This is a genomic window from Alphaproteobacteria bacterium (assembly GCA_015062495.1).
Taxonomy (GTDB): domain Bacteria; phylum Pseudomonadota; class Alphaproteobacteria; order Rs-D84; family Rs-D84; genus Enterousia.
In genome coordinates, this window is record SUUN01000002.1 from 149,009 (window position 1) to 174,445 (window position 25,437).

At 44.8% G+C, this 25,437-nt stretch carries 24 protein-coding genes; 9 read left to right on the forward strand and 15 right to left on the reverse strand.

Features of this window, described 5'->3' with window-relative positions:
- Positions 1-40: 40 nt before the first annotated feature.
- On the reverse strand, positions 41-1,126 hold the full coding sequence (gene recA / locus E7008_03280) for a recombinase RecA (protein ID MBE6456941.1): 1,086 nt from the start codon (positions 1,124-1,126) through the stop codon (positions 41-43).
- 51 nt (positions 1,127-1,177) lie between these two features.
- On the reverse strand, positions 1,178-2,377 hold the full coding sequence (locus E7008_03285; GenBank protein MBE6456942.1) for an MFS transporter: 1,200 nt from the start codon (positions 2,375-2,377) through the stop codon (positions 1,178-1,180).
- A gap of 422 nt (positions 2,378-2,799) precedes the next feature.
- Here E7008_03285 and E7008_03290 point away from each other — a divergent pair, with 422 nt between their 5' ends.
- A complete protein-coding gene (locus E7008_03290; GenBank protein MBE6456943.1) occupies positions 2,800-3,525 on the forward strand; it encodes a hypothetical protein in 726 nt (241 codons plus the stop codon).
- Between the two features lie 74 nt (positions 3,526-3,599).
- On the opposite strand, the gene E7008_03295 is transcribed toward E7008_03290, so the two are convergent.
- The 7 genes from E7008_03295 to greA form a co-directional block, all read right to left on the reverse strand.
- Positions 3,600-4,280, reverse strand: coding sequence for a phosphatase PAP2 family protein (locus E7008_03295; GenBank protein MBE6456944.1), 681 nt, complete (start codon positions 4,278-4,280; stop codon positions 3,600-3,602).
- A 22-nt stretch (positions 4,281-4,302) separates the two neighbouring features.
- Positions 4,303-5,811, reverse strand: a complete 1,509-nt coding sequence (locus E7008_03300; protein MBE6456945.1) for a hypothetical protein — start codon at positions 5,809-5,811, stop codon at positions 4,303-4,305.
- A 32-nt stretch (positions 5,812-5,843) separates the two neighbouring features.
- A complete protein-coding gene (gene secF, locus E7008_03305; GenBank protein MBE6456946.1) occupies positions 5,844-6,707 on the reverse strand; it encodes a protein translocase subunit SecF in 864 nt (287 codons plus the stop codon).
- A gap of 21 nt (positions 6,708-6,728) precedes the next feature.
- Positions 6,729-8,291, reverse strand: a complete 1,563-nt coding sequence (gene secD, locus E7008_03310; GenBank protein MBE6456947.1) for a protein translocase subunit SecD — start codon at positions 8,289-8,291, stop codon at positions 6,729-6,731.
- 11 nt (positions 8,292-8,302) lie between these two features.
- On the reverse strand, positions 8,303-8,617 hold the full coding sequence (gene yajC / locus E7008_03315; GenBank protein ID MBE6456948.1) for a preprotein translocase subunit YajC: 315 nt from the start codon (positions 8,615-8,617) through the stop codon (positions 8,303-8,305).
- 72 nt (positions 8,618-8,689) lie between these two features.
- Complete coding sequence (gene mutL / locus E7008_03320; protein MBE6456949.1) at positions 8,690-10,435, reverse strand: DNA mismatch repair endonuclease MutL; 1,746 nt, start codon at positions 10,433-10,435, stop codon at positions 8,690-8,692.
- 9 nt (positions 10,436-10,444) lie between these two features.
- The gene (greA, locus tag E7008_03325; GenBank protein MBE6456950.1) at positions 10,445-10,915 is read right to left on the reverse strand and encodes a transcription elongation factor GreA; all 471 of its coding nucleotides are present in this window, start codon (positions 10,913-10,915) and stop codon (positions 10,445-10,447) included.
- A 72-nt stretch (positions 10,916-10,987) separates the two neighbouring features.
- Here greA and E7008_03330 point away from each other — a divergent pair, with 72 nt between their 5' ends.
- The 4 genes from E7008_03330 to E7008_03345 all read left to right on the forward strand — a co-directional run bounded on the left by E7008_03330 (position 10,988) and on the right by E7008_03345 (position 14,190).
- The gene (locus E7008_03330; GenBank protein MBE6456951.1) at positions 10,988-12,064 is read left to right on the forward strand and encodes an LptF/LptG family permease; all 1,077 of its coding nucleotides are present in this window, start codon (positions 10,988-10,990) and stop codon (positions 12,062-12,064) included.
- A gap of 152 nt (positions 12,065-12,216) precedes the next feature.
- A complete protein-coding gene (locus E7008_03335) occupies positions 12,217-13,068 on the forward strand; it encodes a site-specific tyrosine recombinase XerD (protein ID MBE6456952.1) in 852 nt (283 codons plus the stop codon).
- Between the two features lie 11 nt (positions 13,069-13,079).
- Positions 13,080-13,583: a J domain-containing protein gene (locus E7008_03340; protein MBE6456953.1), complete on the forward strand. Its 504-nt coding sequence runs from the start codon at positions 13,080-13,082 to the stop codon at positions 13,581-13,583.
- Between the two features lie 97 nt (positions 13,584-13,680).
- Positions 13,681-14,190 (forward strand): hypothetical protein, encoded by a 510-nt coding sequence (locus E7008_03345; protein ID MBE6456954.1) that lies wholly within the window; start codon positions 13,681-13,683, stop codon positions 14,188-14,190.
- Between the two features lie 200 nt (positions 14,191-14,390).
- On the opposite strand, the gene E7008_03350 is transcribed toward E7008_03345, so the two are convergent.
- Positions 14,391-15,290, reverse strand: coding sequence for an FAD-binding protein (locus tag E7008_03350; protein MBE6456955.1), 900 nt, complete (start codon positions 15,288-15,290; stop codon positions 14,391-14,393).
- Between the two features lie 256 nt (positions 15,291-15,546).
- On the opposite strand from E7008_03350, the gene serS reads away from it, so the two are divergent.
- Positions 15,547-16,824, forward strand: a complete 1,278-nt coding sequence (gene serS / locus E7008_03355; protein MBE6456956.1) for a serine--tRNA ligase — start codon at positions 15,547-15,549, stop codon at positions 16,822-16,824.
- A 31-nt stretch (positions 16,825-16,855) separates the two neighbouring features.
- On the opposite strand, the gene E7008_03360 is transcribed toward serS, so the two are convergent.
- The 4 genes from E7008_03360 to E7008_03375 form a co-directional block, all read right to left on the reverse strand.
- Complete coding sequence (locus tag E7008_03360) at positions 16,856-17,080, reverse strand: twin-arginine translocase TatA/TatE family subunit (GenBank protein ID MBE6456957.1); 225 nt, start codon at positions 17,078-17,080, stop codon at positions 16,856-16,858.
- A gap of 13 nt (positions 17,081-17,093) precedes the next feature.
- The gene (locus E7008_03365) at positions 17,094-17,891 is read right to left on the reverse strand and encodes an SPOR domain-containing protein (GenBank protein ID MBE6456958.1); all 798 of its coding nucleotides are present in this window, start codon (positions 17,889-17,891) and stop codon (positions 17,094-17,096) included.
- Positions 17,892-18,218: 327 nt separating this feature from the next.
- Positions 18,219-19,952, reverse strand: a complete 1,734-nt coding sequence (thrS, locus tag E7008_03370; GenBank protein MBE6456959.1) for a threonine--tRNA ligase — start codon at positions 19,950-19,952, stop codon at positions 18,219-18,221.
- Between the two features lie 304 nt (positions 19,953-20,256).
- Positions 20,257-20,973, reverse strand: coding sequence for a YebC/PmpR family DNA-binding transcriptional regulator (locus E7008_03375; protein MBE6456960.1), 717 nt, complete (start codon positions 20,971-20,973; stop codon positions 20,257-20,259).
- Positions 20,974-21,023: 50 nt separating this feature from the next.
- Between E7008_03375 and ruvA the strand changes: the two genes are divergently transcribed.
- Together ruvA and mnmE are read left to right on the forward strand one after the other, a co-directional pair.
- Positions 21,024-21,617, forward strand: a complete 594-nt coding sequence (gene ruvA, locus E7008_03380) for a Holliday junction branch migration protein RuvA (protein ID MBE6456961.1) — start codon at positions 21,024-21,026, stop codon at positions 21,615-21,617.
- 1 nt (position 21,618) lies between these two features.
- Positions 21,619-22,947, forward strand: a complete 1,329-nt coding sequence (mnmE, locus tag E7008_03385; GenBank protein ID MBE6456962.1) for a tRNA uridine-5-carboxymethylaminomethyl(34) synthesis GTPase MnmE — start codon at positions 21,619-21,621, stop codon at positions 22,945-22,947.
- Between the two features lie 55 nt (positions 22,948-23,002).
- Here the strand turns inward: mnmE and E7008_03390 are convergent, their stop codons facing one another.
- On the reverse strand, positions 23,003-24,715 hold the full coding sequence (locus E7008_03390; protein MBE6456963.1) for a hypothetical protein: 1,713 nt from the start codon (positions 24,713-24,715) through the stop codon (positions 23,003-23,005).
- Here E7008_03390 and xth point away from each other — a divergent pair.
- Positions 24,633-25,424 (forward strand): exodeoxyribonuclease III, encoded by a 792-nt coding sequence (gene xth / locus E7008_03395; protein ID MBE6456964.1) that lies wholly within the window; start codon positions 24,633-24,635, stop codon positions 25,422-25,424. The genes E7008_03390 and xth overlap by 83 nt on opposite strands.
- Positions 25,425-25,437 lie beyond the last annotated feature (13 nt).

Sequence of the window (25,437 nt, forward strand, 5' to 3'; positions counted from 1 at the left end):
TTTACAAATTACCCCAGCCACAACGACTGGGGATTTTTCATTATTCTTCGACTTCACCCATTGTGTCATCCGTATCTTCATCGATTGGACCGGTTGTCATTTCTTCGGCGATACCAGACGCGCGTGCCATAATTTTTTCTAACAACGCCTGCTGCACATCTTCATGGTCTTTCAGCCACTGACGTGCATTTGCTTCGCCCTGGCCCATACGTTCACTGTTGTATGAATAGAAACTGCCCGCCTTTTCAATCAGGTCATATTTGACCCCCATATCCAAGATTTCACTTATACGGCTAATACCTTCGCCATACATAATTTTAAAGTCAACTGTACGGAATGGTGGTGCAACTTTGTTCTTTACAACCTTGACCCGCGTTTCATTTCCGATGATATTTTCTTTATCCTTAATCTGGCCTGTACGGCGAATATCCAGACGTACCGACGCATAGAACTTTAACGCATTACCACCCGATGTCGTTTCCGGATTACCAAACATAACCCCAATCTTCATACGAATCTGATTGATAAAGATAAGCAGCGTATTACTGCGCGAAACAGACCCCGCCAATTTTTTTAAACTTTGGCTCATCAAACGGGCGGTTGTACCAACGAACGAATCGCCGATATTACCTTCTAATTCCGCTTTGGGAACTAATGCGGCCACCGAATCGATAACCACAACATCCACTGCACCCGACTTAATCAAAGTGTCTGCGATTTCCAAGGCCTGTTCACCTGAATCCGGCTGTGAAATAATCAGGTTCGCAACATCAACACCCAATTTTTTTGCATAACTTGGGTCCAATGCATTTTCCGCATCAATATACGCACACGTTCCACCCTTTTTCTGGGATTCTGCCACCGCATGTAATGCCAAAGTCGTTTTACCTGAACTTTCTGGCCCATAGATTTCAACGATGCGCCCCTTTGGGTATCCACCAATTCCCAACGCGATATCCAACCCCAGCGATCCTGATGAAATCGCCTCTATATTCTGCTGTGAACCATCACCCATTTTCATGATGGCTTCTTTACCAAACTGCTTTTGAATTTGTGCCAATGCAGATTCCAACGCAGGATTTTTTGCGAACAATCCACTATCCTTGGCGGCTTCTTTTTTTGCCATACTTTTCCCCTTTATTTCTTAGGAAAATCATACATGCTGAAACCATAAAAATCAACGGATTTTATTATTTTTCTTTTCGACCAAGACCAACAAACTAAACGCCCCGACAAAGACCGTCACCGTCCACACCGCCGCCGTCGTTCCAAACAGTGATATCACCGCCGCCGCCAACATTGGCGCAATAACATTTGGTAAATTCACGCTGGTTCTGAATACCCCATAATACTTGGACTGTTGTGCCACTGTTGTCCCATCAAAGAACAACAAATCATGCACCGATTCCATCAACGCGCCCGACACCTGCCATGCGACAAATATCGCCAACAATGGAATACCCGTTGCAAACATCGCCATTGCCGACAACACCGCAAACGACCCAAACCCCAGCACCATCCAAATCGTTTTACCTGTCCTGCGTACAACCCGCCCCATAAATTCACTTAGCAATAAATAAGGCACAATCCCCAGCGTCAACACCCACCCCAACGCATCTTTGTCAAAACCATTTTCAATCACCAAAATCGGCACATATAACACGCGCATCGCACGCAAAGAATAATAGCCAAAGTTCACCAAATATGCCCGCATCATACCCGGCACACGGAAAAATTCCATTGTATTCTTCCACAACGCCCGCATCGTACGCCGTGGATTCACGGCCCGTACATACTTGTCTTCCTGGACGATTTTGAAATATTTAAACACAGTCCACGCAATCAAATACATCACCGCCGACCCAAAGAACGCCGCCCGATTTCCAAACTGGTTTGCAATAAACACCGCCACCGTCGGCGCGAACAATGCCCCCACATTCAGCCACAAATGATACCGCGAATTCAATCGGGCCATTCCAATTTTTTTCGAAAAATCAGACATAAACAATGGGATTAACATACTAGACAGCGTAATTGCAATCCCCGTCGTATAATCCAGAATAATAAACGTACGTGGCAATATTGAAAAACTCATCATCGCATAGCACACCGCCATCATCAACAACGCGAAATAGAACACGCGCACCTTGGAAAACATGCGCAAAATTTCATTTGCGAACAAACCAACCAAGAAACAAAACACAGAATAAATCGCAACATAAATACCAACAATTGCGGATGATTTAAATATTTCCAGAATTACCAACGAATATACAGCATTATAAATACCGTCTGCAAACCCTGTGAACAGCCCCAGGTTCGCAAACGAAAACCCATTTACTTTTTTACCAACAGAAATATATTTATCCCCCGCCATAGTAATTCATTATATCATAAAAATCCCCCAGAACTAAGACAAATAAAAGTTTAGTGGTTAGTGTTAGTGGTAAGTGTTTAGTGAATGTGTGCGGCGTTTGCCGCACATTGTAGTGCCACCACTAACCACTGGCACTAACCACTTACACTTAGATAAACTTTTATTTATCTAACTATTTGCAGAAAGATTTTTTTTCGATATAATAACAAAGTTCTCGGGTATTCTGGGAACGAGGACTTGAAACCTCTCTTATAACGTTTGACATCGCGTTAAGATGCAAAGAACTCCAATCATCATGGTTGGAGGGCGGTGAATATATAGAATAAACCCGCTATTTTATAAGATAGTTTCAAGCCTCCAACCGTCTGATTTTTTCAGCGGTTTTTTCATTCGCAAAACAAATGAAAACAAGGAGGTCTTGAATGAAAAAACTTTTAACAATCGGCACACTGTGCCTGGTATGCAATAGTGCACACGCACTTGAAGTAATAAACCCTGGTGGCAGCCTTACCCCAAGCAGTTGCACAACAGCAACATATCAAACTTGCACATCTGGCACATACGCAACCAGTTGCAACACCACCGCATGCAACACATGTAAAAGCGGTTCAACATCCACTGCAAATACCGTTGGAATTATAACAATAAAAAGCGCAGGGACATACTATACTAATTGCTCGGTCAGTCCACACACATGCTCTTGCACGGGTCAAACAACAACCTATGCATGCGCCGATGGATATTATGGCAGTCCAACAAACAACCTGACCGGTTGCACCCCCTGCCCAGACAACGCCACCTGCACATATGGCAGCAACACAACATTCACATGTAATCTGAACTATCTAAAAACAGACGATAGTTGCATCCCGTGCCCGACAAACGGCGTATATACGTGTGCAGGCACTACCCTTGTCTGCGCCAAGGGGTATTATCGCAATGGCAACACATGCAACCGATGTCCATCATCTGGTGGCGTTTATGGCACAACCGCCAGTCCGATATTTTCCAGCGGTGCGACCAGCATAACCGAATGTTATATCCCAGCCGACACCACGATGTATGGTTCTGACACCAGCGGCAATTATGAATACTATTTCATCAACAAAACAAATAACGAAGGCATAAATTGTTATTACACCAACTAACCCGCTTTGCTTAAACATACAAGTGTTATTTATTCCAACACTAACCACTAAAAATCCCCCAACCGGGGGATTTTTTATTTCTTTAACAAATACCACTTTGCAATGTCGGCAAACGCCATACCAATGAACGCACCCAACAAAACATCCGACGGCCAGTGCGCACCAACCGCAACACGCGACACACCAATCACAATTGCCAATGTCCACGTTAACACCTTGTACCGTGGTGCTAGCATACCAATCATAACTAATCCTGCAAAACTAACCGTTGTATGACCCGACGGCATAGAATTAAATGCCCATTCAATGGACGGCGGAAAAAATCCGGTCATATCCAACGCCTCAAAGAATATAGGGCGCGCACGACCTATAAATATTTTCATCACCTTGGCAATAATCCCTGCGCCTAAAACGCTGCACAATATTAAAAACGCATTATTCGTTTTGATATTCAATACGAAATTATGAATAAACGCGCCCACATGCAACCGTGGCGCACATTTCAAGAAACTGCAATCCGTATTAACGCACTTTTTTACACAAAAAACCATAACCGCAATCAGTGCACCAAAAATCCAGACCTTGGCATCAAACAACACATCAAACCATTTCCACAGCCGACAATCCAACTGACGCAGGAATAAATATAACGGTTTATCAAACCACATTATTCCACACATAACCAACGCCCCTGTCACCAGTGCGCCAACACCCATTTTTCGCCATTTGATTTCATTATTTGCCGTTAAAAACATATCCACACCCCTGTAAATAAAACTATTCCGCAATTAACCTATTATAAACCTTTTTATCCGTCAGAATCTTGGCCGATACCGCCGCTGCAACCGCGTCTTCATCCGCACCATTTGTTATAACCGGGCACCCACGACGAATCGTATCTGCATCAACTGTTGCATCTTTATTGAAATCTTGCGCATTAAAGTCATTATTTATAACGTTCAAGAAAAAAGCATTTTGCTGTTGATTGGTTCTGATATTAGACAGACATACAATCGGGAAAATTCCACGACCATCAATCTTGCGCCCCTGCCCCGTTTTTATCGATTTGTTCAATAATTCCAGTGCCCCACCATTGTCCAAATCAATTCGCGATGCGATTCGCGCCGAACCGGCTGTTGGCGTCCCCACCAACACACCACGCGCATTTTCATAAAATGCCGCAACCAATGCTTCGGCCGTGCCACGCGTCTGGTCAGACATCAGCACAACAACCGGCGCATCTGTCACCGCATCACCACCGGGAACAACTTCTACTTCGTCCGATGCGGTTTCAACGATTCGCATAATCGGATTTTTACCAATAAACAATCCACCTAGTTTTGCTGCGGCCCTTTCATCATCACCGCCCGCCACACGTAAATCCAGTACAATCCCCGACACATCCGGATATCGCGCCAACGCCTCGTTAATTATACTTACCGCGCCATCTGATACATTATGCACAATAATTTCCAACAATCCGCCTGTGTCTGGATCAGATCGACGAACCACATCCGCATCCGCCAAAACGATTGTAGCGCGCCGCAACACCACATCTTTATTCCCCGCCGGCGTCAACAAACGAATCTTGGACGTCCCTGAATTAAATCCAGTCATAACCGCATTCAATTCAGCATCCGACATATCCGCCACGTATCGCCCATTAATCTGTTCAATTAAATCACCTGCGCGAATACCCGCCATATCTGCGGGCGCGCCCTTATAGATACCATTCACACGAAAATTACCGCGCGAATCACGTGCGCCTTCGATTCCAACACTGGTCAACAATCGACCATCTTCGGCAATTTCTGCGGCCTTGGAAAAAACATATCGGCCATTTTCATCAACCCCACGTATCAGACTGTCCACCACCGCCTGGTACATTTCGCTTTCCGACAATCCGCGCAAATTCGGATCATACGCACGCATCTTTAATATCAGTGCCGTTGTAATTTCACCAAACCCATTCCAATCATTTGCATCGGGCCGCGGGAAATTTGCAACAATATCATCCCCCCACACCAAAACTACACGTTCATCAGTCGCTGCAACATGCGCATTTTTATTTAAATTTTCAATACTTTCAATTGCCACATTCAGGTTTTTTCCCGCCCAATTCACATCATCTAATTTCTGGTAAATTTCGGCAAATGTTTTTGACACGTCAAACACCGGCAAACCATCTTGGACCGGTTCATCATCAAAGAATAAACTATCCGCGCATGCGCCATTCAATCCCCCCAGAACAACTGTCATAAAAACAAAAAACTTTTTTATTCCCATATTCCGTCCCCCCGTGGCGCATGCACACAAAATTATTTATCACTATCGCGCAGGTTAAAGTGATACAGCATAATATTAGAAACATACATACTGGTAAATGTACCCATAATTACACTGAATCCCATCGCATATGCAAATTCGCGCAAGACCTGGCCACCAAATATTGACAGACCAATCATCGCCAACAGTGTTGAAACACTGGTCAACATAGTACGACGCAACATTTCATTAACCGACAAATCGATTAGTTCACCCATTGGCATCTTGTGATACTTTTTAACATTTTCATCAATTCGGTCATAGTTTACAATCTTGTCATTAATTGAATACCCAATCCCCGTCAGAATAACCGCAATCGCCGTCTGATTAAATTCCAGTCCTGTGATTGAAAAGAATCCGAACATCAACACAAAGTCCAAGAACAACGAACAGAATGCCCCAACGGCATATCCGCCCTTGTATCGAATCCAAACATAAATTGCCATCATGACAAACGCGAACAGAATTGCCAAAATTCCACCACGCACCAATTCGCCACCAATTTTTGGTCCAACGACTTGCACCTGGGTATATTCAACATTATCACCCAGTATATTTTTTATTTGGGCCACACGTTCATTTTGTACGGCATCAGTCGCCCCTTTGGGCAGCCCCAGTCGAATCAAAATCGCATTACCATCAACGGTCTGTAATTCTGGTTTAAATTCCGCCAACGCATCACGCATTTGTTCGATACCATAGTCCTGGACAACTGGTTTAACCTCCATCGCGATACCGCCTGAAAAGTCAATACCATAGTTCAACCCACGCACCAACAACGACAACAGTGCCAACAAAATCAAGGCCGCCGAAACGAAATACGACACCTTGCGATATTTCATAATATGCAGTTTCATAACACTACCCCCTTGCACTTATTATTTTTTACCACCGACAAAACCAATTTTTTTATTTTTGCCGTTCATATACCAATCTACTAATACTTTGGTCAACCACACACAAGTGAACAAGGTTGTCAAAATACCAATCGACAGTGTCACCGCAAACCCACGAATTGGCCCTGCCCCAAACTGGAACAATACCAACCCACAAATCAGCGTAGTCAGATTTCCATCCAACACCGCCTTCATCGCCTTGTCAAACCCCAGGTTTGCTGCCCGCAACGTCGGTGTTCCCGCACGAACTTCATCGCGAATACGTTCAAACGGCAACACATTTGCGTCAACCGCCATACCCAACGTCAACACGATACCTGCGATACCCGGCAATGTCAGTGTTGCCCCAAACAACGCAGTCAACCCAACAATCATCCCTAAATTTACCATCAGTGAAATCATCGCAATAACACCAAAACCGCGATACACCATCAGCAAGAATATAAAGATGAAAATTACACCTGCAATCGCACCAATTTTACCACCTGCAATTGTATCTGCGCCCAACCCGGCACCAACTGTGCGTTCTTCGATGACCTGCAACGGCGCCGGCAAAGCCCCCGAACGCAACAGAACCGCCAAATCCTTGGCCCCCTGTAACGAGAACCCACCCGAAATCTGACCGCGACCACCCGGGATTGGTTCACGAATAACCGGCGCAGACAAAACCTTGCCGTCTAAAACAATTGCAAATCGTTCATTGACATGTTCCGTTGTTAGTTTTGCAAATCTGCGCGCCCCCGACGCATCAAACACAGTTGATACAACCGGCATATTATTTTGATCAAAATCCGCCTGGGAATCTTTCAATGATTCACCTGACACTTCGACACGCGAATATACCGGCACAACAGATTCCGGTGAATCTATATACGGCAAAAATTCTGTCCCGGCTGGCGCACGACCTGATTGAATCTGTTCCATTGACACAGACTCGTTCACCAAATGGAACGACATCTTTGCGGTCTGACCAATTAATTCTTTTATACGTTCTGGATTATCAACACCCGGCAACTGAACCAAGATATACTTTCCCCCCTGGCTTTGGATTGATGGCTCTTTTGTCCCCAGCGCATCAATACGACGGCGCACGATTTCAATACTGCGTGCCAACGCATCCTGTTGCATTTCCGCGCGCTGCTTTTCTGAATAAGATAACGTTACCGTCTTCCCATCTGATTCTATATCAACCGTATTACCAAATGCGCTTTTCAAGCGTCCCTTGGCGTCGCCAACCTCGTCCGCGTTACGAACAACAAACGACACAACATTGTCATGATTGCGCAAATTAGAAAAACGAATAACCCCCTTGTTTCTGTCAATCAGGGCCGAACGCGTTTCATCATACAATTGTTGCGCTTTTTCCTGGAACATGGTGTTTGTGTCCACCTCTAACAACAATTGCGCCCCACCCTTCAGGTCCAGTCCCAACGGCACAGGCTCAATCCACTTTGGAAAATAAGGCGCTAAATTCGGCGCCATTGTTGGCACAGCCAACAACACACAAAAGACTGCAATAAAAACAATCGCCAACTTTTTAAACATAACCCAACCCTTTATTGTTCAACGGACGCAACGGCGTTTTTATTCACTTCGATAACAACGCCCTTGGCAACTTCTACTTCTATTGTTTTTTCATTAATTTTTTTGATTACACCATAGATACCAGCGGCCATTACACGATTACCAACCTGTAACGAATCCAGCATTTTCTGGTATTCAGCCATACGTTTTTTATTCGGACGCACCATAAACAGATATATAATTCCAAACACCACAACGCAATACAACACCATTCCCCAGAAACCATTTTGTGGGGTGGCCGGCACTGTCTGCACAGCACTATCAACAACATCGATTGTCTGTTCCATATAATTTCTCCTTGTCTTTAATACCCAGACAATAGTAAATCAGACCACAAAAGTAAAGGAAAAATAAAGATTTTATAACCGTTCGAACCAGGTATCAATTTCCGTCATCGGAATAAACTTGTACACCGGTCGCCCATGATTGCATTGCCCCGCCCGTTCTGTTCGTTCAATATCACGCAACAAAGCATCCATTTGAATCATGTCCAGTTTCTGTCCTGCCCGCACAGAATGATGGCACGCATAATTTGCCAACTTTAAATGCAATTTTTCATTTAATTGTGACGAATGTCCATTTGTGCGCACCTCGTCTGCGATATTATGCAACACATCACCCCAGTTTAAATCCCAATCCGCTGGCTTTTCAAATATTGCGATTGCATCCGCCCCAAATTCACCAACATGCAACCCAGACGCCTTTAATTCATCTGCAATTGACATAATCGCCATAACATCCACGTCACGCAGATTAACAACAATTGGCGTTAACAACGGCTGGGTCTTAATTTTATGCCCACGCAATTTTTCATAAGTAATGCGTTCATGGGCGGCATGCTGGTCCACTATAACCATATTATCATCTTTCTGGGCAATAATATATTTATTGCCGACCTGGCCAACAACACGCCCCAACGGCAAATCATTTATAACAGTATTGTCTATATATGGCACATTATCTGCACTCTGAACTCTGCACTCTGAACTCTGTTGTGTTGCCACCGGCAATACAACATTATCCCTTACCTGGAAAACTTCCCGCCGAATTCCAAAGTCAAATCTTACTGGCTCAACAACTTTATCTGCACTCTGCGCTCTGAACTCTGAACTCTGCATTGGCTTTGCCTGCACCATTGTTTGCGCCAATCTGTCACGCAAAGTCTTGATAATAAATGCCCGAACATGATTTGGTTCTAAAAAGTGAACTTCGGTCTTGGCCGGTGACACGTTCACATCCACCGCATTTGTCGGCACAGTTAAATACAGCGCACACAGCGGAAATTCCCGCGCATGCATAACATCCATATACGCCGCCCGCAACGCACCAACCAACACCTTGTCTTTGACTGGCCGCCCATTAACAAATAAATACTGGTCTACACTTGATGCGCGTCGCAATGTTGGCTCGGATATAAAACCAGTTAATTTCATTTCTGCATTACTGCCTGATACCGCATCAATATCCAGCATCCGCCCCCGAACATCATCACCCATGACCGACGCAACGCGACTTAACAAATCTTCATCTTTTTGAAAACGCCATCTGTTATTCAACACAAACCCAACGTCCGCCCGCGACATCGCCAAACGTTTAACCACATCCAGCACAGACATCATTTCGGCACGGTCGCCACGTAAAAACTTTAATCGCGCAGGCGTTTTTGCAAACAAATTCTGAACCCGAATACGCGTTCCACTTTCCCAGTCAGACGGCTTAACCACGCCCGTATTTGCATCAATCTGCCAACCATTTGAATCTGCGTCATTACACGTATCAATCACCATATCCGACACAGACGCAATTGACGGCAACGCTTCACCACGGAAACCCATATAGTTTATATTCAGCAAATCATCCGTTGGCAATTTTGATGTTGCATGGCGCGTAATCGCACGGGACAAATCATCGCGACTCATCCCCGAGCCATTATCGACAATACTGATTAATGTCCGTCCACCGTCAGTGACGTCAATCATAATCTGGTCTGCCCCCGCATCCAGTGCATTTTCCACCAGTTCTTTCACCACACTGGCGGGGCGTTCGACCACTTCACCTGCGGCAATTTGATTAATCAGAAAATCCGGCAATACGCGTACAGCCATTCCTGTGCCCTATTCCTTGAATGTAACGGATAAAATTTCGTATTCTTTTTCACCACCCGGCAACTTGACGATACATGTATCCCCAACACACCGCCCAATCATTGCACGTCCAACCGGCGACGTACATGAAATCACCGTACGTCCATCTGATTCAATATCCGACAATATCCGGCATTGCATTTTATTACCATCTTCGTCTTCGGCAATAACACGCGCACCAAACACAACACGATTTCCAGTCAAAGAATCAACATCAATCACCGCAGCATTTTCAATAACATTTTCAATAAAGCGAATACGCGCATCAATTTGACGTTGCTTCTCTTTGGCTGCACTGTAATCAGCGTTTTCAGACAAATCCCCCAGCGAACGTGCCCACTGTACAGTTTTTAAAATCTCGGGTCTTTGGTTTTCCTGTAAATCTTTTAATTCTTTAATCAGCGCATCAAATCCCGCGCGCGAAATAGGCTTTTTTTCCATATCATCTTTCCTGTTTTAAATTACTTGGCAAATTATACGCGATGATTTTAATTTTGCAATTATGAAATTAACATGTATACTATACATAATATGTTCAGGACAAATATCTTAACCCGCTTTTTATTACGCCGATTTTTTTCCGGCGTTGGTCTTGTTATGCTGGTCGTATGCGGCATTATATTTGCGGTAACATTTGTTGAACGCCTGCCGTCGAATCCAACGGCGTTTGATGCACTATATGAATCCTGGATTCGTTTATTAGAATATGTACCCATGTTTTTACCATTGGCGGTATTTATGGGCACATTGCTAACATCATACAACCTGACAAAATCGACTGAAAATATTATTATATCCAGTGCGGGCCTGTCCCCATATCAGTCGACAAAACCATTTCTGGTTGGGGCTTTTTTGATTGGCGTATTTGCAACAACTGTTGTTAATCCATATTCTGTTAATATCAGTACAAACAACATCACCCATGACCAATTACAGTTAATTGACAATACCATATGGCTGCGCGAAGAATCTGACAAAGGTTTCATCACAATGAACGCCCGCGACATGCACAAGGCGGGCGGCGTCCTTATTTTTGAAAACGCAACTGTCTATACCCAAACACCCCAATTCAAACTGATTAATCGGATTCAGGCAAACACCATTACCCTGTCTGATACGGGACTGTCCGCCCACAACGCAATCATTTGGAACACAGACGGCACAACCGAACGCGGCGATTGGGCAACACAAACACTGCTGACCCCCCAAACAGTTTTAGATCGATATCTGCAACCAGATCAGATTTCATTTTGGCAACTGCCTGACTTTATCAAACGCATGGAATCAATTGGTGTCCCGGTACGTGGCCACCGTGTACAATTGTGGACATTGTTATTTTTACCATTAACAATGATTGCCATGGCAACACTGGGCGTCGCCTTTTCCCAGACCAAGCAACGTCGCAATTACAGTTTTGGCATTAAATTCAGTCTGGGGATTATCACATGCTTTGGTGTTTATTTTCTGACGAACATGTTTAATGCTTTGGGTGCAACGGGCGCATTGCCCCCCATATTATCCATCATTGCCCCACCACTGATTATCATCGCAGGTGCTGGCATATTCATCAACAGTTTTGACACAATATAAACAGACGGGGAACACACATGCCATTAAAAAAGAACAAGAATTCCAAAATTCCACGCATTTTAATGTGGATACTTATCGCCATATTGATTGTGCTGATGATTATATCATTTGCCCCAACCCAGCATATGACTGAAATCGTGGTATATCCCTAAATGAACTATATTGATATATTCTTAGAAGCACTGTCGGCCGAACGCGGTCGCAGCACAAAAACCCTGGCGGGATACGAATCTGACCTGCGTCTGGCAAATGACGCTATTGTGGGTGGTTTAATGTCGGCGGACGCAGACGCGGTACAAAAATACCTGTCGTCATTACCTGACAAACCATCATCCATCGCGCGCAAGGCATCAGCCCTGCGTGGATTTTATAAATTTTTAATGATGGAAAAAATTATTTCCCACAACCCAACCGCAAATCTTGAATTGCCCAAACGCAATCGTACCCTGCCCAAGTTTTTATCAATTGATGAAATTGAATTGCTTATTTCCAGTGCCGGCGATATCAAGACATCCATACGCCTGCGCGCAATGATTGAATTATTGTATGCATCAGGCCTGCGCGTATCCGAATTGTGCGAATTACCAATGACGGGTGTTTTGGGCGACAAACTGTTAATTCATGGCAAAGGTGCCAAAGAACGCTTGGTCCCTATGCACGACGCGGCGATTCATGCACTAAACAAATGGCTGGACGCACGTGGCGAAAACGATTCTAAATATGTATTTCCGTCCAACGGTAAATTCGGCCACATTACCCGCGATGGATTTTTCAAGATTCTAAAAAAGTGCGCTGTTCTGGCTGGCATCGACCCATCCCGGGTCAGTCCACACGTCCTGCGTCATTCATTTGCATCGCACCTGTTGGCGGGTGGCGCAAACCTGCGCGCGATACAAACAATGCTGGGCCACGAAGATATTTCCACCACCCAGATTTACACACACATCATGCCGGAAAAATTATGCGAAACAATTGTGGCGCACCACCCCCTGGCAAAAAAATAAAGGTATAAATAATGATAAAAAAATGCGATAAACCAGGTTGCACCAAGGCCGGCACATGCCGCGCCCCAAAATCACGTGATTTACGTGACTATTGGTTTTTCTGCCAAGAACACGCGGCAGAATATAATAAAAACTGGAATTATTACGCAGACATGACCCCTGATGAAATCGAAGCGGACTGGGAACGACAAACTTTTGGCGCCGCCCTGCGCGACAAAGAAACCGCACGCGCCGACGCATCCGACTATGCCAAATTCATCAACGATTTTATAACCGGGCGCAGCAAATTCGACAAAATGCCCGCACGCAGTAAATTACCAACAAATGTTGTATCGGCCCTTCGTGTATTCGACCTGGGGATATCGGCCACCTGGCGCGAAGTTGGCACAAAATACCGCGCCCTGGCAAAAAAATACCACCCAGACACCGCCACGGACAAGCAAAACGCCGCAAATGAATTTGCGCGCATTTCCACCGCATATGAAATATTAAAAAAACATTTCGGAAAAAAATAATCCCGCACATTCCGCGGGATTTTTTACGGAATTCATACCTGGTGACTATTCCCTGCGATTTATATACCATATAAATAACCAGAGGAGAGTCCACATCATGTTACTAAAATCAAAAATTTGTTTTACATCAATTGCAATATACGAAATTATCGCAGTATCGTTTCTGCATTTTCAACGTCTTTGCGATTCCATATTTTCATCCAGTTTTTGTGCCGGTTGGTATCGCTATTTTCTGTTCTGCATTGTTGTTCCATTAATTGCCCTATTAATATGGATGTGGATACGCGAAATAATCCGTGTTCGTCGCCGTCACCGTTTTATCCGCCGTGCGAAAAATGCCGCATCTGGCATCATATCCAGCATCCGCGGCCATGTATCTGAAAACATCAGTTCCGCAGACCTGGAAAAAATAATCACCGCAGCGGTCTTGATTGGAATAAAACAGTACGCAGACCGTCACCCTAACCTGCGCAAAAATGTGAACAATATTATGGGGCTGGCGAATGGTGAAATTGACATTGATTTAATGTCCACCGACGATGAAATGCCGAAAAAACAAACGCGCACCAAAGTTCAAAAAAACACCAAGCGCAAACGCACTAAATAAAAAACAAATTCCCCGACCATCGGGGAAAACTTATAAAAGCAATATCGCATAAATTAAATAAATTAAAGAACTTTCAAAACAAAGCCCCTAGCATCGGGGAAAAAATTAAAGATAATGGTATAGATAAACGGGTTGGAAATGGCGTAGTGTACAGAAGTTACATGAGCCATTGCCAACCCGATTTAGATATGCCATTAGATTTAATTTTTGTTCAGGTACAATATGGCGTCCATCCCCGCACTACACCCCGTCCCCACAGCCGTCGCAATCTGCATTTTCAAATTGCTGTGAACATCCCCTGCGACATACATACCCACCGGCAACGCATCCGGGGCCAGGCGTCCCAACGCATCGCGCTTGACCTCTTCGGTCAGATAGTCTGTGTTCGCTTCGTGTCCAATGGCGACAAACAAACCATCGGCAACAATTTCCGCACCGTCGGTTGTCGTGATAATTAATTCACCATCGGCCGAATCTGGCTTTGCCGCAATTTTTGCCAAATCTGTATTAAACAGGCATTCTATGTTATCGCGTGCCTCAACCCGTTCGCGCAGAACTGCCTCGGCCCGGGTGAACGCAGATTTACGATACACAATCTTAACCGTCTTGGCCAAATCTGCCAAATACAGCGCATCGTTCAGCGCACTATTACCGCCCCCCATAACAACAACGGTTTTACCACTGTAAAAGAAACCATCACACGTCGCGCAATATGACACACCGCGCCCCATAAATTCACGCGCGCCTTCGATTTCCAACTTACGCGGGCTTGCCCCTGTGGCAATAATAATGGTTTTACCAACATATTCCGCGCCATTATCACATATAACTTTGTATCCTGATTCCGCATCGCCTGTGATATTCTTGGCCGAAACAAATTCAACCACCGCCCCAAATGTTTCGCACTGTTTTTTCATAAATTCCGCCAATTCAAACCCAGAACCGGCCCAACCTGGATAATTTTCCAATGTTGCAATACCCGCCATCTGGCCGCCCAGTCTGTCGCCACCCAAAACAATGGTCTTTTTATTTGCACGTGCGGTATACAACGCCGCCGTCAAACCCGCCGGCCCTGAACCTAAAATAATAACATCATACATGATAAAAGCCTTCCTTCTATATCCTTCGCGAAACAGATTACAAAACAAACGCCCCCAACGCAAACGAATTTATTGCGCAACCCCAAAAAAAGATTTATAATTAAAGTGATATGAAATTCAGTTTTGTATTTTTCTCGTCTTTCTCGTCATCCCCGTTGGGGGAATAATTTAGCATACACTTTTTTGATTTTGTAATTGCGAAACTGTTCGCACCATAATAACATATATCCCAAAGATAAATCGAAGGAACAAGAAAATGTTGGATATAAAATTTATTCGTGAAAACCCAGAAACCGTTAAAAACGCCTGCCGGGTCAAAGGTATGACAGATTACACAGACGAAATCCTGGCGTTGGACGCACGCGTTCGTGAACTGAAAACAGTCACCCAGGCAAAAACCGCCGAAAAAAATAAAATCACACGCGAAATTCCAACCGCAACCGACCGCGCACCGTTAATCGCGCGTTCGCGCGAAATCGCGAACGAAATCGCGGCTGATATGGCGGAACTTGCGGACAAAGAATCCCAGTTAAACGATTTATTACACCGCGTTCCACAAATCCCTTCAAACGACGCACCAATTGGTCGCGACGACACAGAAAACGTGGAAATCAGACGCGTTGGCACACCACGCGAATTTGACTTTACCCCACGTCCACAATGGGAACTGTTGGAAATGAACGGTTGGTGGAAACCTGAAAAAATCGCATCAATCTGTGGCACCCGCACCTATGCCCTGTTTGGCGAAGCAGCGGAACTGGAACTGGCAATTCAAACATATGTTCTACAAAAACTGATGGCACGCGGATTCACATTCGTAAACTGTCCATCAATTACAAAACCCCAGACCATATTTAACGCCGGCCACTTTATGGGTTCGGACCTGTCCGTCATGAATAACGATGTATTTATGTTAACCGACACCGATCGTTGCCTGGCGGGAACGGCTGAAATCATCTTAAATTCGCTGCACAGTGACGAAGTTTTAAACGAAAAAGATTTGCCAATTAAATACGCGGGCTATTCCCCCTGTTTCCGCAAAGAAGCCGGCGCCGCCGGTCGTGACACCCGCGGAATCGTGCGCATACACCAGTTTAACAAGGTTGAACAGTATATTTACTGCACCCCCGAACAATCGGACGAAATGCACGAACATTTGTTAAACAACCTGTGCGAAGTAATGGATGATTTGGAATTACCATACCGCGTAATTGCGGCATGTACCGGCGACATGGGATTTAACAAGGTTAAAATGCACGACGTCGAAGCCTGGTTCCCCAGTGAAAACACATACCGTGAACTGGGTTCATGTTCTTCGATTGGCACATTCCAGGCGCGCCGCACCAACACACGTTACCGCGCATCGGACGGCACACTGCAATTCTGCGCAACATTAAATAACACAGGTATCGCCCTGCCACGCGCAATTGTACCAGTAATTGAAAACCACCAAAACCCAGACGGTTCAGTGAACATCCCAAAAAAACTGCAACCATTAATGGGCGGTCGCACAAAAATCGGTGGCAAACACTAACACAAATAAAAATCCCGCAATTGCGGGATTTTTATTTATTTCTTTTTCTGTGTTTTTTCACAGGCGCTTTTTTTGCAACAGATTTTTTCTGTGGCTTCGCTTCTTGCTTTGGCGCAGTCTTTTTTATTTCCTTTTTAAAAATATTCAAACCATCCGCCAAATTTTTCATCATGCCTGGAATTTTATTCGACCCGAACAAAATAACCACCAAAACAACAATAACCAGAATCTCAGCCCATCCAAAACGTCCAAACATTTCAAACTCCTATTTATTTCGCAACATAGCAATCCAGTCCATCAGACTTGGCATTACGACAGAACCCATTTGCATCCGCCGCCGTCTTGAACGCAACACGCAAACGATATGTTGTTTTACCATCTTTTAACTGTGCCGCCAAGATTACAAACTGCTGCCCATCAAACAAACTTTTGTGTGCGTTCTGAATCTGACGCTGGGCGCTTTCCGCCAATGCACGCGTGCTGTACGAGCCAAATTGAACATACCACGCCCCCGCCACAGGTTTGGCAACTGTCTTTGCCACAGGCTTTGCCGCAGGTTTTGCTGCCGCCTTGGCAACCGGCTTTGCTGCTGGCTTTGCCGCAGGTTTTGGTTGTGCCACAGGCTTTGATTCTGCAGTCGGATTAAACTTAACTTCTTTGCGTTCTTCTACGACGCGAACCGGCACGCCCGCCGTTGCTGCCACTGGTTGTGGCTGTACAACCGGCTGTGGTTTTGGCTGTGGTTGTGCAACCGGTTGTGGTTGAACCTGAACCGGCTGTGGTTGCGCCTGAACAGGCTGTACTGGTGGCATAACATTCATATCTGCGCCCTGTCCCGCATCTACAACAACCGGCGCGTCCAAATCCACTTCTATCGAAGACGAAGATTCATCACCAATCGCACGAATGATAACATAAGTTGCCAGCACGATAACAACCAAGCCAACACTTAACAGCAACCATGGTTTTTTTGGACGTGGCACCGCAAATGGCGTTGCATCTGGCAATGTATCCATTGCACCATTATCGTCCAGATCTAACAAATCCAAGCTATTATCATCATTCATGATAAAATCCCCCTCTTATTCATTACAGATATTATATCATAAAAAAAAACAATAACCAAACAAATAGAACATAAAAAAAAACAGAAGACACAAAAATCATATCTCATGTCTCCTGTCACACATCTCACTATTTCGGCATATTTCCAAAATTTGGTGGCACAATTAACTTCTGATTTTGTTCTACAATCGGCTCTACCGCGCACTGTTTTGCGCATCCCGCCAAAACAAAGGTCAAAGAACAAAGCGCAAACAGCAAAGTTATTTTTTTCATATATTCCCCCTTTTCTTTATAAGCATCTGGGTGCGTCATCCGCACCCAGAATTATATTACAACGGCATCTTAACACTATCTTGCATCATTTCAACGAATGCGTCCAGTGACATTGATTCCTGTTTTTCAACCCCCAACTTGCGCAGTGTGACATTTCTGTCTGCCATTTCTTTTTCACCAACAACGGCAATGATTGGCGTCTTGGCCAACGACAGTTCGCGGATTTTATAGTTGACCTTTTCGTCCCTCAAATCTGCGCGCGCATTCACACCGGCATTACGCAACATTTCAACAACTTCATTTGCGTAATCGGCATGTTTTTGCGAAATTGGTGTAACAACAACCGGTTCTGGCGACAACCATAATGGCAAATTACCACCCGTTGATTCCAGCAATACGCCCATAAAGCGTTCAATAGAACCCAACATCGCACGATGCAACATAATCGGACGATGTTTTTCACCATCTTCGCCGACATAGGACAGGTCAAATCTTTCCGGCAAATTCATATCCAATTGCACCGTACCGCACTGCCATACGCGCCCCATAGAATCGCGCAGATAGTTATCAATCTTTGGACCATAGAACGCCGCATCTCCTTCGGCGATTTCATATTCAATCCCGTTCGCATCCAGGGCATGCTTTAATGCGCCTTCGGCCTTGTCCCAGATTTCATCCGACCCGATACGGAATTCTGATTCTTTGCGCGTTGCCAGTTTCATGGTAATTTTATCAAATCCAAACTTGCCATAAATATCTTTGATAAAGCGCAGGATTTTAACCACTTCTTCTTCTAACTGTTCTTCGGTACAGAAAATATGCGCATCGTCCTGGGTAAATTCACGCACACGCATCAGACCCGACAAACCGCCCGCCGCCTCATAACGATGAACCTTGCCAAATTCGGCCATATACAATGGTAAATCTTTGTACGAACGCAATCCATGCCCAAACACCAACATACCACCCGGGCATGACATTGGTTTGATACAGAACACTTTGCCATCCTGGGTTTTACCTGAATAGTTATGTTCACCATACTTTGCCCAGTGACCACTGCGTTCCCACAAACATCTGTCCATAACGGCCGGCGTTGAAATTTCCTGATAGCCTGCCCGTTCTTGGCGCGCACGTACATATTCAATCAGACGGCGATACATCTTGTACCCCTTGTCGTGCCAGAAAACCGCCCCCGGCGCATATTCTGGCTCAAAGTGGAACAAATCCATATCCTTGCCCAATTTACGGTTATCGCGCGCGGCGGCCTCTTCCTGCATTTTCAGGAAATTATCCAATTCTTCGCGTGTTGCGAACGCATCAACATAGATACGCTGTAACATTTTGTTTTTTGAATCCCCCTTCCAGTATGCACCGGCAACACTGCGGATTTTGAAACTGTCGCGTGGTAAATCCTTGGAACTTTCCACGTGTGGTCCACGACACAGGTCAACAAAATCACGGAAAGTATAGATTGACAATGCTTCGCCCGCCGCATCATATTCGTTCAACCATTCCATTTTATATGGTTGGTCTGCAAAGATTTCTTTGGCCTCGGCCAACGAAACATTTCTCTGTTCAAAACGGCCATTAGACTTAATTAAATCACGCATTTCCCGTTCGATTTTTTCAAAATCATCTTCGGAAAACCGATATTCCGTATCAAAGTCATAATAGAATCCATTTTCAATCGCCGGACCGCCCGCGAATTTAACATCTGGGTGTAATTTTTTAACCGCCGCCGCCATCACGTGTGCCAACGAATGACGCATTAACTCGATATCATATGCCATAATAAAAGCCTTTTTATATTTTATATTTTTTTAATTTGATTAACTGTTTGATTATAAGAATTTGTGCCACGCACCGCAATAGAATTTATACCCCCAACGGGGTTGTAGTAGTTGTTGTAAAGAATAAACCAAACATTTTCATAACACCAATATTATTACCATCACCGCAAAAAGTCAATCGGTAATATCCCCTTGCGCTTGAGACAGAATAAACAAAAATGTTTTAGATAAAAACAAAACCGACAACGCAGTGTACAGAAGCTACATAAGTTGTCGGTTTTGTTTTTAGATGAATTATTTTTGTTTATTCTGCGGCGGTGAACACCTTCTGAACATCATCATTGGCATCCAGCGCATCCACCAACTTTTCCAGTTTCGCATACGCTTCGTCGTCCAAATCCATTGGCATATTTGGCAACCATGTCAATTCTGCCTGTTCTGGTTCACCCAACACATCGGCCAGATATTTCTGTGCATTGACAAAGTCTTCTGGTTTGGTTGTGATGATAAATCCTTCTTCGGATGTTTCCAGATTATCGGCATTGGCCTCCATAATAATTTCCATCATTTCGTCTTCGGTTTTGCCGATTGATGCGGGGTACATAATCTGGCCTGCGCGTGTGAACATGAACACAACAGAACCTTCTTCGCCCATATTTCCGCCATTTTTGCCAAAGATATTGCGAATTTCCGGCACAGTACGACGTGGATTATCGGTCAATGCCTCTACAATCACCGGCACTGCACCCGGTCCATAACCTTCATAACGCACAGATTCGTAATTTTCTGTATTTGAACCCGATGCCTTGTCAATTGCGCGTTTGATATTGTCGTTCGGCATAGAATTCTTGCGCGCGGTTAAAATCGCCAAACGCAGGCGTGGATTGTTATCTGGATTTTTATCACCCAACTTTGCCGCCATGGTAATTTCACGCGCCAGTTTTGTAAACAGCCCACTGCGTGCTGCGTCGGCTGCGCCCTTTTTATGCTGAATATTGTGCCATTTACTGTGTCCACTCATATTTGACCTTTTTATTTATTTAGATTAAAATTACCCCAAAAGGATAACAAATGATTGGCAAATTGCAAGGCATAGTTGACTATATCGGCGACGGATTTGTAATTTTATTGGTGAACGGTGTTGGGTACAAAGTATTCACCGCCGAATACCTGACACACAAAAGCACGGTTGAACTGTGGATTGAAACGGTTGTCCGCGAAGATTCCATCCGCCTGTTTGGTTTTACGACCCTAAACGGTCAAAACCTGTTTAACATGTTAACGGCGGTGTCAGGCGTCGGGCCTAAGGTTGCCCTGGCCATACTTGGCACAATAAATTCCGACACATTAATGTCTGCGATTGCGACTGGTGACGCAAAAACAATTGCGACGGCCCCGGGCGTTGGTAAAAAGATGGCGGAAAAAATCATTGTTGAATTAAAGAATAAAATCGGTGGCGTATCGGCAACACTGTTTGCCCCAGACGCGGGCACAACCACATCTGCATCATCTGCCCTGCCTGATTTGCTGATGGCATTGGAATCATTGGGCTATCGCCGTCTGGACATAATTGAAATGGCGCAAAAACTGGTAAACCAAAACCCAACGGCGGACGTATCCAAACTGGTCCCCATGGCATTAAAAGAAATCAGCGGAAACAAATAACATGAATAATAACGACACAATTTTCGCACTATCATCTGGGCATGGGAAATCCGGCGTTGCGGTAATTCGCATATCGGGCGACAATTTACGCAATATTTTTTCCAAATTCATAAACAAATCGGAATTTGTCCCCCGCCACGCATACTTTTGTAATCTGACGGACACCGCGGGTGATTTAATTGACCAATGCCTGGCGATATATTTTCCCGCCCCGAACAGTTTTACCGGCACGGATATTATCGAATTACACACGCACGGCGCACCGGCCACAATTAACGCGACATTTGAATACCTGAAAACATTGGGCATGCGCATGGCGACCCCGGGTGAATTTTCACGTCGCGCATTTTATAACAATAAAATGGACTTGGCAGATGTTGATGGCCTGGCGGCATTACTGGATGCACAAACGGATGTCCAGCGCAAACACGCATTAAAATCCATGCTGGGCCGCGACAGCGAAATTTACAGCACCTGGCGCGATCAGATGGTTGAAATTTCTGCGTATGCGGCGGCAATCCTGGATTACAGTTCCGACGACCTGCCCGCGAACATTGGCGAAACAATTCACACACGCACAGAAAAATTATACAATGAAATCGACACAGCCCTGAATAATTATCACACATCGCGCGCAATTCGTGGTGGTATTAATGTCGCATTGGTCGGCGAAACAAATGTCGGGAAATCATCAATATTTAATTACCTGGCGGGGTCTAACCGTGCAATTGTGTCCGATATTGCCGGCACCACACGTGATGTCGTATCAATTAACCTGGACATAGACGGATATTTAATCAACCTGTCTGATACGGCGGGCCTGCGCGAAACAGATGACGAAATTGAATCAATCGGCATCGAACGCACAAAATCTGAAATCGAAAATGCGGATATAATTCTACGTATTTATTCCCCTTCGTCTAGCGCAGATGTGTCGCAAATGCGACGGGGTAGTGATAATGAAATCATTATAATCAACAAATCAGATTTATTATCAAAATCTGAACTCTGCACTCTGAACTCTGCAAACTGTTTGTGTATATCTGCCAAAACCGGCGATGGGATGGATAAATTTATGAACGAACTGCGCGCAAAAATTCACGAAATAATGGATGGCGCAGAAAACAGCCTGACAATAAACGCGCGCACAAAATCATTACTGGAATCCGCCCGCGATGAATTGGGCATGGCACTATCGGCAACCGACAACTATGACATATTTGCCGAACATACGCGCCGCGCCGCAGACGCGATTGGCAAAATATTGGGCACAATCACCGCGACCGAAGTTCTGGATAAAACATTTGGCCAACTGTGCCTGGGGAAATAGCCCCACCCTTACACACAAACACAATGAATAAAAATCCCGCCAAATGGCGGGATTTTTATTCATGGCGGTCTGGGTATTTACCCTCAATCAGATTCTGACGCACGACATGGTGTTTAACCTTTTGCGTGCTGGTCAATGGTAAATCTTCGGTTGTGATGGCGAAATGTGTCACCCACTTGTAACTGGCAACCTTTTTATTTTCCGCTGCAACCGCTGCGCCAATTTGGTCAATTGTTACACCATCTTCGACACTGAACACCGCATATGTAACAGTTTTATCTTTGACCTTGTGTTCAAATACGGCAACGTTCTTGACGCCTGGAATTGTGATATACATCCCTTCCAGTTCGTCTGGATAAACGTTTTTACCACTGTCCAAAACGATAACCTGCTTTTTGCGGCCCGCAAAGTGCAATTCACCGTTTTTATCCATCGTCACCATATCACCTGTATTAAAGAATCCGCGTTCATCGAATATCTCTTTGTTCGCTTCTTCGTTATTCAGATAACCACCAAACACCTGGTGACCGCGCAACCACAGAACACCAACACCGTCTTCGTTTTTATCACGAATTTCGCATTCATTATTCAGTGTTGGTCCACCGAACGCAAACGGGAAACGTTTCTTGGTTGGTTTTGAAATACAGATTGGTCCAACTGTTTCTGTCAATCCATACCCCTGGATAAAGGTCAATCCCAAACGTTCATAGAATGTTTCAACCTCTGGCTTGGTCGCCGCACCACCTGCGATTAACAGACGCGCGCGTCCCCCAAACACATCCAAGATTGGTTTTTGCACCTTGCGCACCAATGCGCCCAGGCCAATTTTCTGTAACACCTTGCCATACTTCAAAACAAATGATACCAGCCACCATTTTTTCTGGGCCTTGACATTGTCGATAATTTTGTTACGGAACACTTCCCACAGACGTGGCACCGCCGGAATAACCTGGGGACGGAATTTTTTAAAGTCCGCCATAATTTCCTTTGGATTAACGGTTGGCTGTAACAACACGCCCGCACCAAAGTGAATTGTCGCCAGGATTTCAACCCCAAACCCAAACACGTGATACATCGGCAGGAATCCATACAGAATATCCCCCTCTTTAATCCATTCGGCCATTGATTCCAAAGAATTCGCGCATTCAATAATATTAAAGTGTGTCAATGGCACAACCTTGGGCACACCTGTTGAACCCGACGTGAATGACATTGTCGCAATATCCAGCGATTCCACCGCCGCCGGCTTTAAATCCGGATCAATCTTGCCGTCTTTTTTGGTAATATCATAGAATTTAAATTTATCTGTTTTGTACTGGAACGATTTTTCCGAACAAACCACCTTACAATTTGTGATTGTCGCCATATTGTCATATTCGTACGGGGTCAGATTTGTATCCAGCAACAACACCGTCCCACCCAAATACCAAATCGCAAACAGCGTGATTGGAAATTCTGGGATATTGTGCGACAAGATACCAACCACATCACCCTTTTTTACACCGGCTTTATCCAGGCTGGCGGCACGCGCCTTGACCAAACCGACAAAGTCTTTATACGAAACGCCTTCGCGCACCAGATACAGATTATCTGGCCATGTTTGCGCGGCGCGTTCTAACAACTGATACATATTCATGTTATAAAATTCCTTGTTGTTTTTTATATTGGACACGGATATTATACTCATGAAAAAAAGGAAAGCAAACATGAAAATCTTGACCCTAAATATCAATTCTATCCGTGCACATATTGAAAGTTTTATCGACATCCTGCGTGGTGGCGAATACGACACAATCCTGGTCCAGGAATTAAAGGTTGAAACCGCCAATTTTCCCTACATGTTGCTCGATGAATTTGGCTATAATGTCAAGGTTTTTGGCCAAAAATCCTGGAACGGCGTTGCGATTTTTTCTAAATATTCAATCGAAGACACCATACTTGGCATGCCAAATTATGCCGATCCAAACGCCCGTTTTCTTGAATGCGTGATTGATGGTCGCGTGCGTGTTATCAACACATATATGCCAAATGGCGACACTGTGGATTCACCAAAATTTCCATATAAATTGGAATGGATGCGCGCATTCACGGACTATATTTCCCAATACTTGGATTCCCCAGAACCCGTTATAATCGGCGGCGACTTTAATGTCGCAATCGAAGACCGCGACATCTGGAAACCAAAAAATTACGAAGGCATCGCCATTTCTGCCCCGGCGGCGCGCGCCATAATGAACGATTGGTTGAACGCGGGCTGGGTTGACGCATGGCGCGCCCTGCACCCAAATGACATTGATTACACATGGTACGGATATCGTGGCCGCGACACCGTTGGTAATAAACAGGGCCTGCGCCTGGATTATTTCCTGTGCAATAAAACAGCGGCAAAAATGATTAAGAATTGCGAAATCGATATCGAACCACGCCTAGCCTCTAAACCCACCGATCATTGTGGATTGATGCTGGAATTAAAATAGTTCAAATCGCAAC

What these genes read in the sequence shown, in the direction of transcription:
- xth (MBE6456964.1), top strand. Translation starts at nt 24,633, where the DNA reads ATGAAAAAAAGGAAAGCAAACATGAAAATCTTGACCCTAAATATCAAT.
- mnmE (MBE6456962.1), top strand. Translation starts at nt 21,619, where the DNA reads ATGAATAATAACGACACAATTTTCGCACTATCATCTGGGCATGGGAAA.
- E7008_03290 (MBE6456943.1), top strand. Translation starts at nt 2,800, where the DNA reads ATGAAAAAACTTTTAACAATCGGCACACTGTGCCTGGTATGCAATAGT.
- E7008_03340 (MBE6456953.1), top strand. Translation starts at nt 13,080, where the DNA reads ATGATAAAAAAATGCGATAAACCAGGTTGCACCAAGGCCGGCACATGC.
- E7008_03300 (MBE6456945.1), bottom strand. Translation starts at nt 5,811, where the DNA reads ATGGGAATAAAAAAGTTTTTTGTTTTTATGACAGTTGTTCTGGGGGGA.
- mutL (MBE6456949.1), bottom strand. Translation starts at nt 10,435, where the DNA reads ATGGCTGTACGCGTATTGCCGGATTTTCTGATTAATCAAATTGCCGCA.
- greA (MBE6456950.1), bottom strand. Translation starts at nt 10,915, where the DNA reads ATGGAAAAAAAGCCTATTTCGCGCGCGGGATTTGATGCGCTGATTAAA.
- E7008_03345 (MBE6456954.1), top strand. Translation starts at nt 13,681, where the DNA reads ATGTTACTAAAATCAAAAATTTGTTTTACATCAATTGCAATATACGAA.
- secD (MBE6456947.1), bottom strand. Translation starts at nt 8,291, where the DNA reads ATGTTTAAAAAGTTGGCGATTGTTTTTATTGCAGTCTTTTGTGTGTTG.
- thrS (MBE6456959.1), bottom strand. Translation starts at nt 19,952, where the DNA reads ATGGCATATGATATCGAGTTAATGCGTCATTCGTTGGCACACGTGATG.
- ruvA (MBE6456961.1), top strand. Translation starts at nt 21,024, where the DNA reads ATGATTGGCAAATTGCAAGGCATAGTTGACTATATCGGCGACGGATTT.
- E7008_03285 (MBE6456942.1), bottom strand. Translation starts at nt 2,377, where the DNA reads ATGGCGGGGGATAAATATATTTCTGTTGGTAAAAAAGTAAATGGGTTT.
- E7008_03390 (MBE6456963.1), bottom strand. Translation starts at nt 24,715, where the DNA reads ATGTCGATAAAACTTTCAATATGTGCACGGATAGAATTGATATTTAGG.
- E7008_03330 (MBE6456951.1), top strand. Translation starts at nt 10,988, where the DNA reads ATGTATACTATACATAATATGTTCAGGACAAATATCTTAACCCGCTTT.
- E7008_03350 (MBE6456955.1), bottom strand. Translation starts at nt 15,290, where the DNA reads ATGTATGATGTTATTATTTTAGGTTCAGGGCCGGCGGGTTTGACGGCG.
- secF (MBE6456946.1), bottom strand. Translation starts at nt 6,707, where the DNA reads ATGAAACTGCATATTATGAAATATCGCAAGGTGTCGTATTTCGTTTCG.
- E7008_03335 (MBE6456952.1), top strand. Translation starts at nt 12,217, where the DNA reads ATGAACTATATTGATATATTCTTAGAAGCACTGTCGGCCGAACGCGGT.
- recA (MBE6456941.1), bottom strand. Translation starts at nt 1,126, where the DNA reads ATGGCAAAAAAAGAAGCCGCCAAGGATAGTGGATTGTTCGCAAAAAAT.
- yajC (MBE6456948.1), bottom strand. Translation starts at nt 8,617, where the DNA reads ATGGAACAGACAATCGATGTTGTTGATAGTGCTGTGCAGACAGTGCCG.
- E7008_03365 (MBE6456958.1), bottom strand. Translation starts at nt 17,891, where the DNA reads ATGAATGATGATAATAGCTTGGATTTGTTAGATCTGGACGATAATGGT.
- E7008_03375 (MBE6456960.1), bottom strand. Translation starts at nt 20,973, where the DNA reads ATGAGTGGACACAGTAAATGGCACAATATTCAGCATAAAAAGGGCGCA.
- E7008_03295 (MBE6456944.1), bottom strand. Translation starts at nt 4,280, where the DNA reads ATGTTTTTAACGGCAAATAATGAAATCAAATGGCGAAAAATGGGTGTT.
- serS (MBE6456956.1), top strand. Translation starts at nt 15,547, where the DNA reads ATGTTGGATATAAAATTTATTCGTGAAAACCCAGAAACCGTTAAAAAC.
- E7008_03360 (MBE6456957.1), bottom strand. Translation starts at nt 17,080, where the DNA reads ATGTTTGGACGTTTTGGATGGGCTGAGATTCTGGTTATTGTTGTTTTG.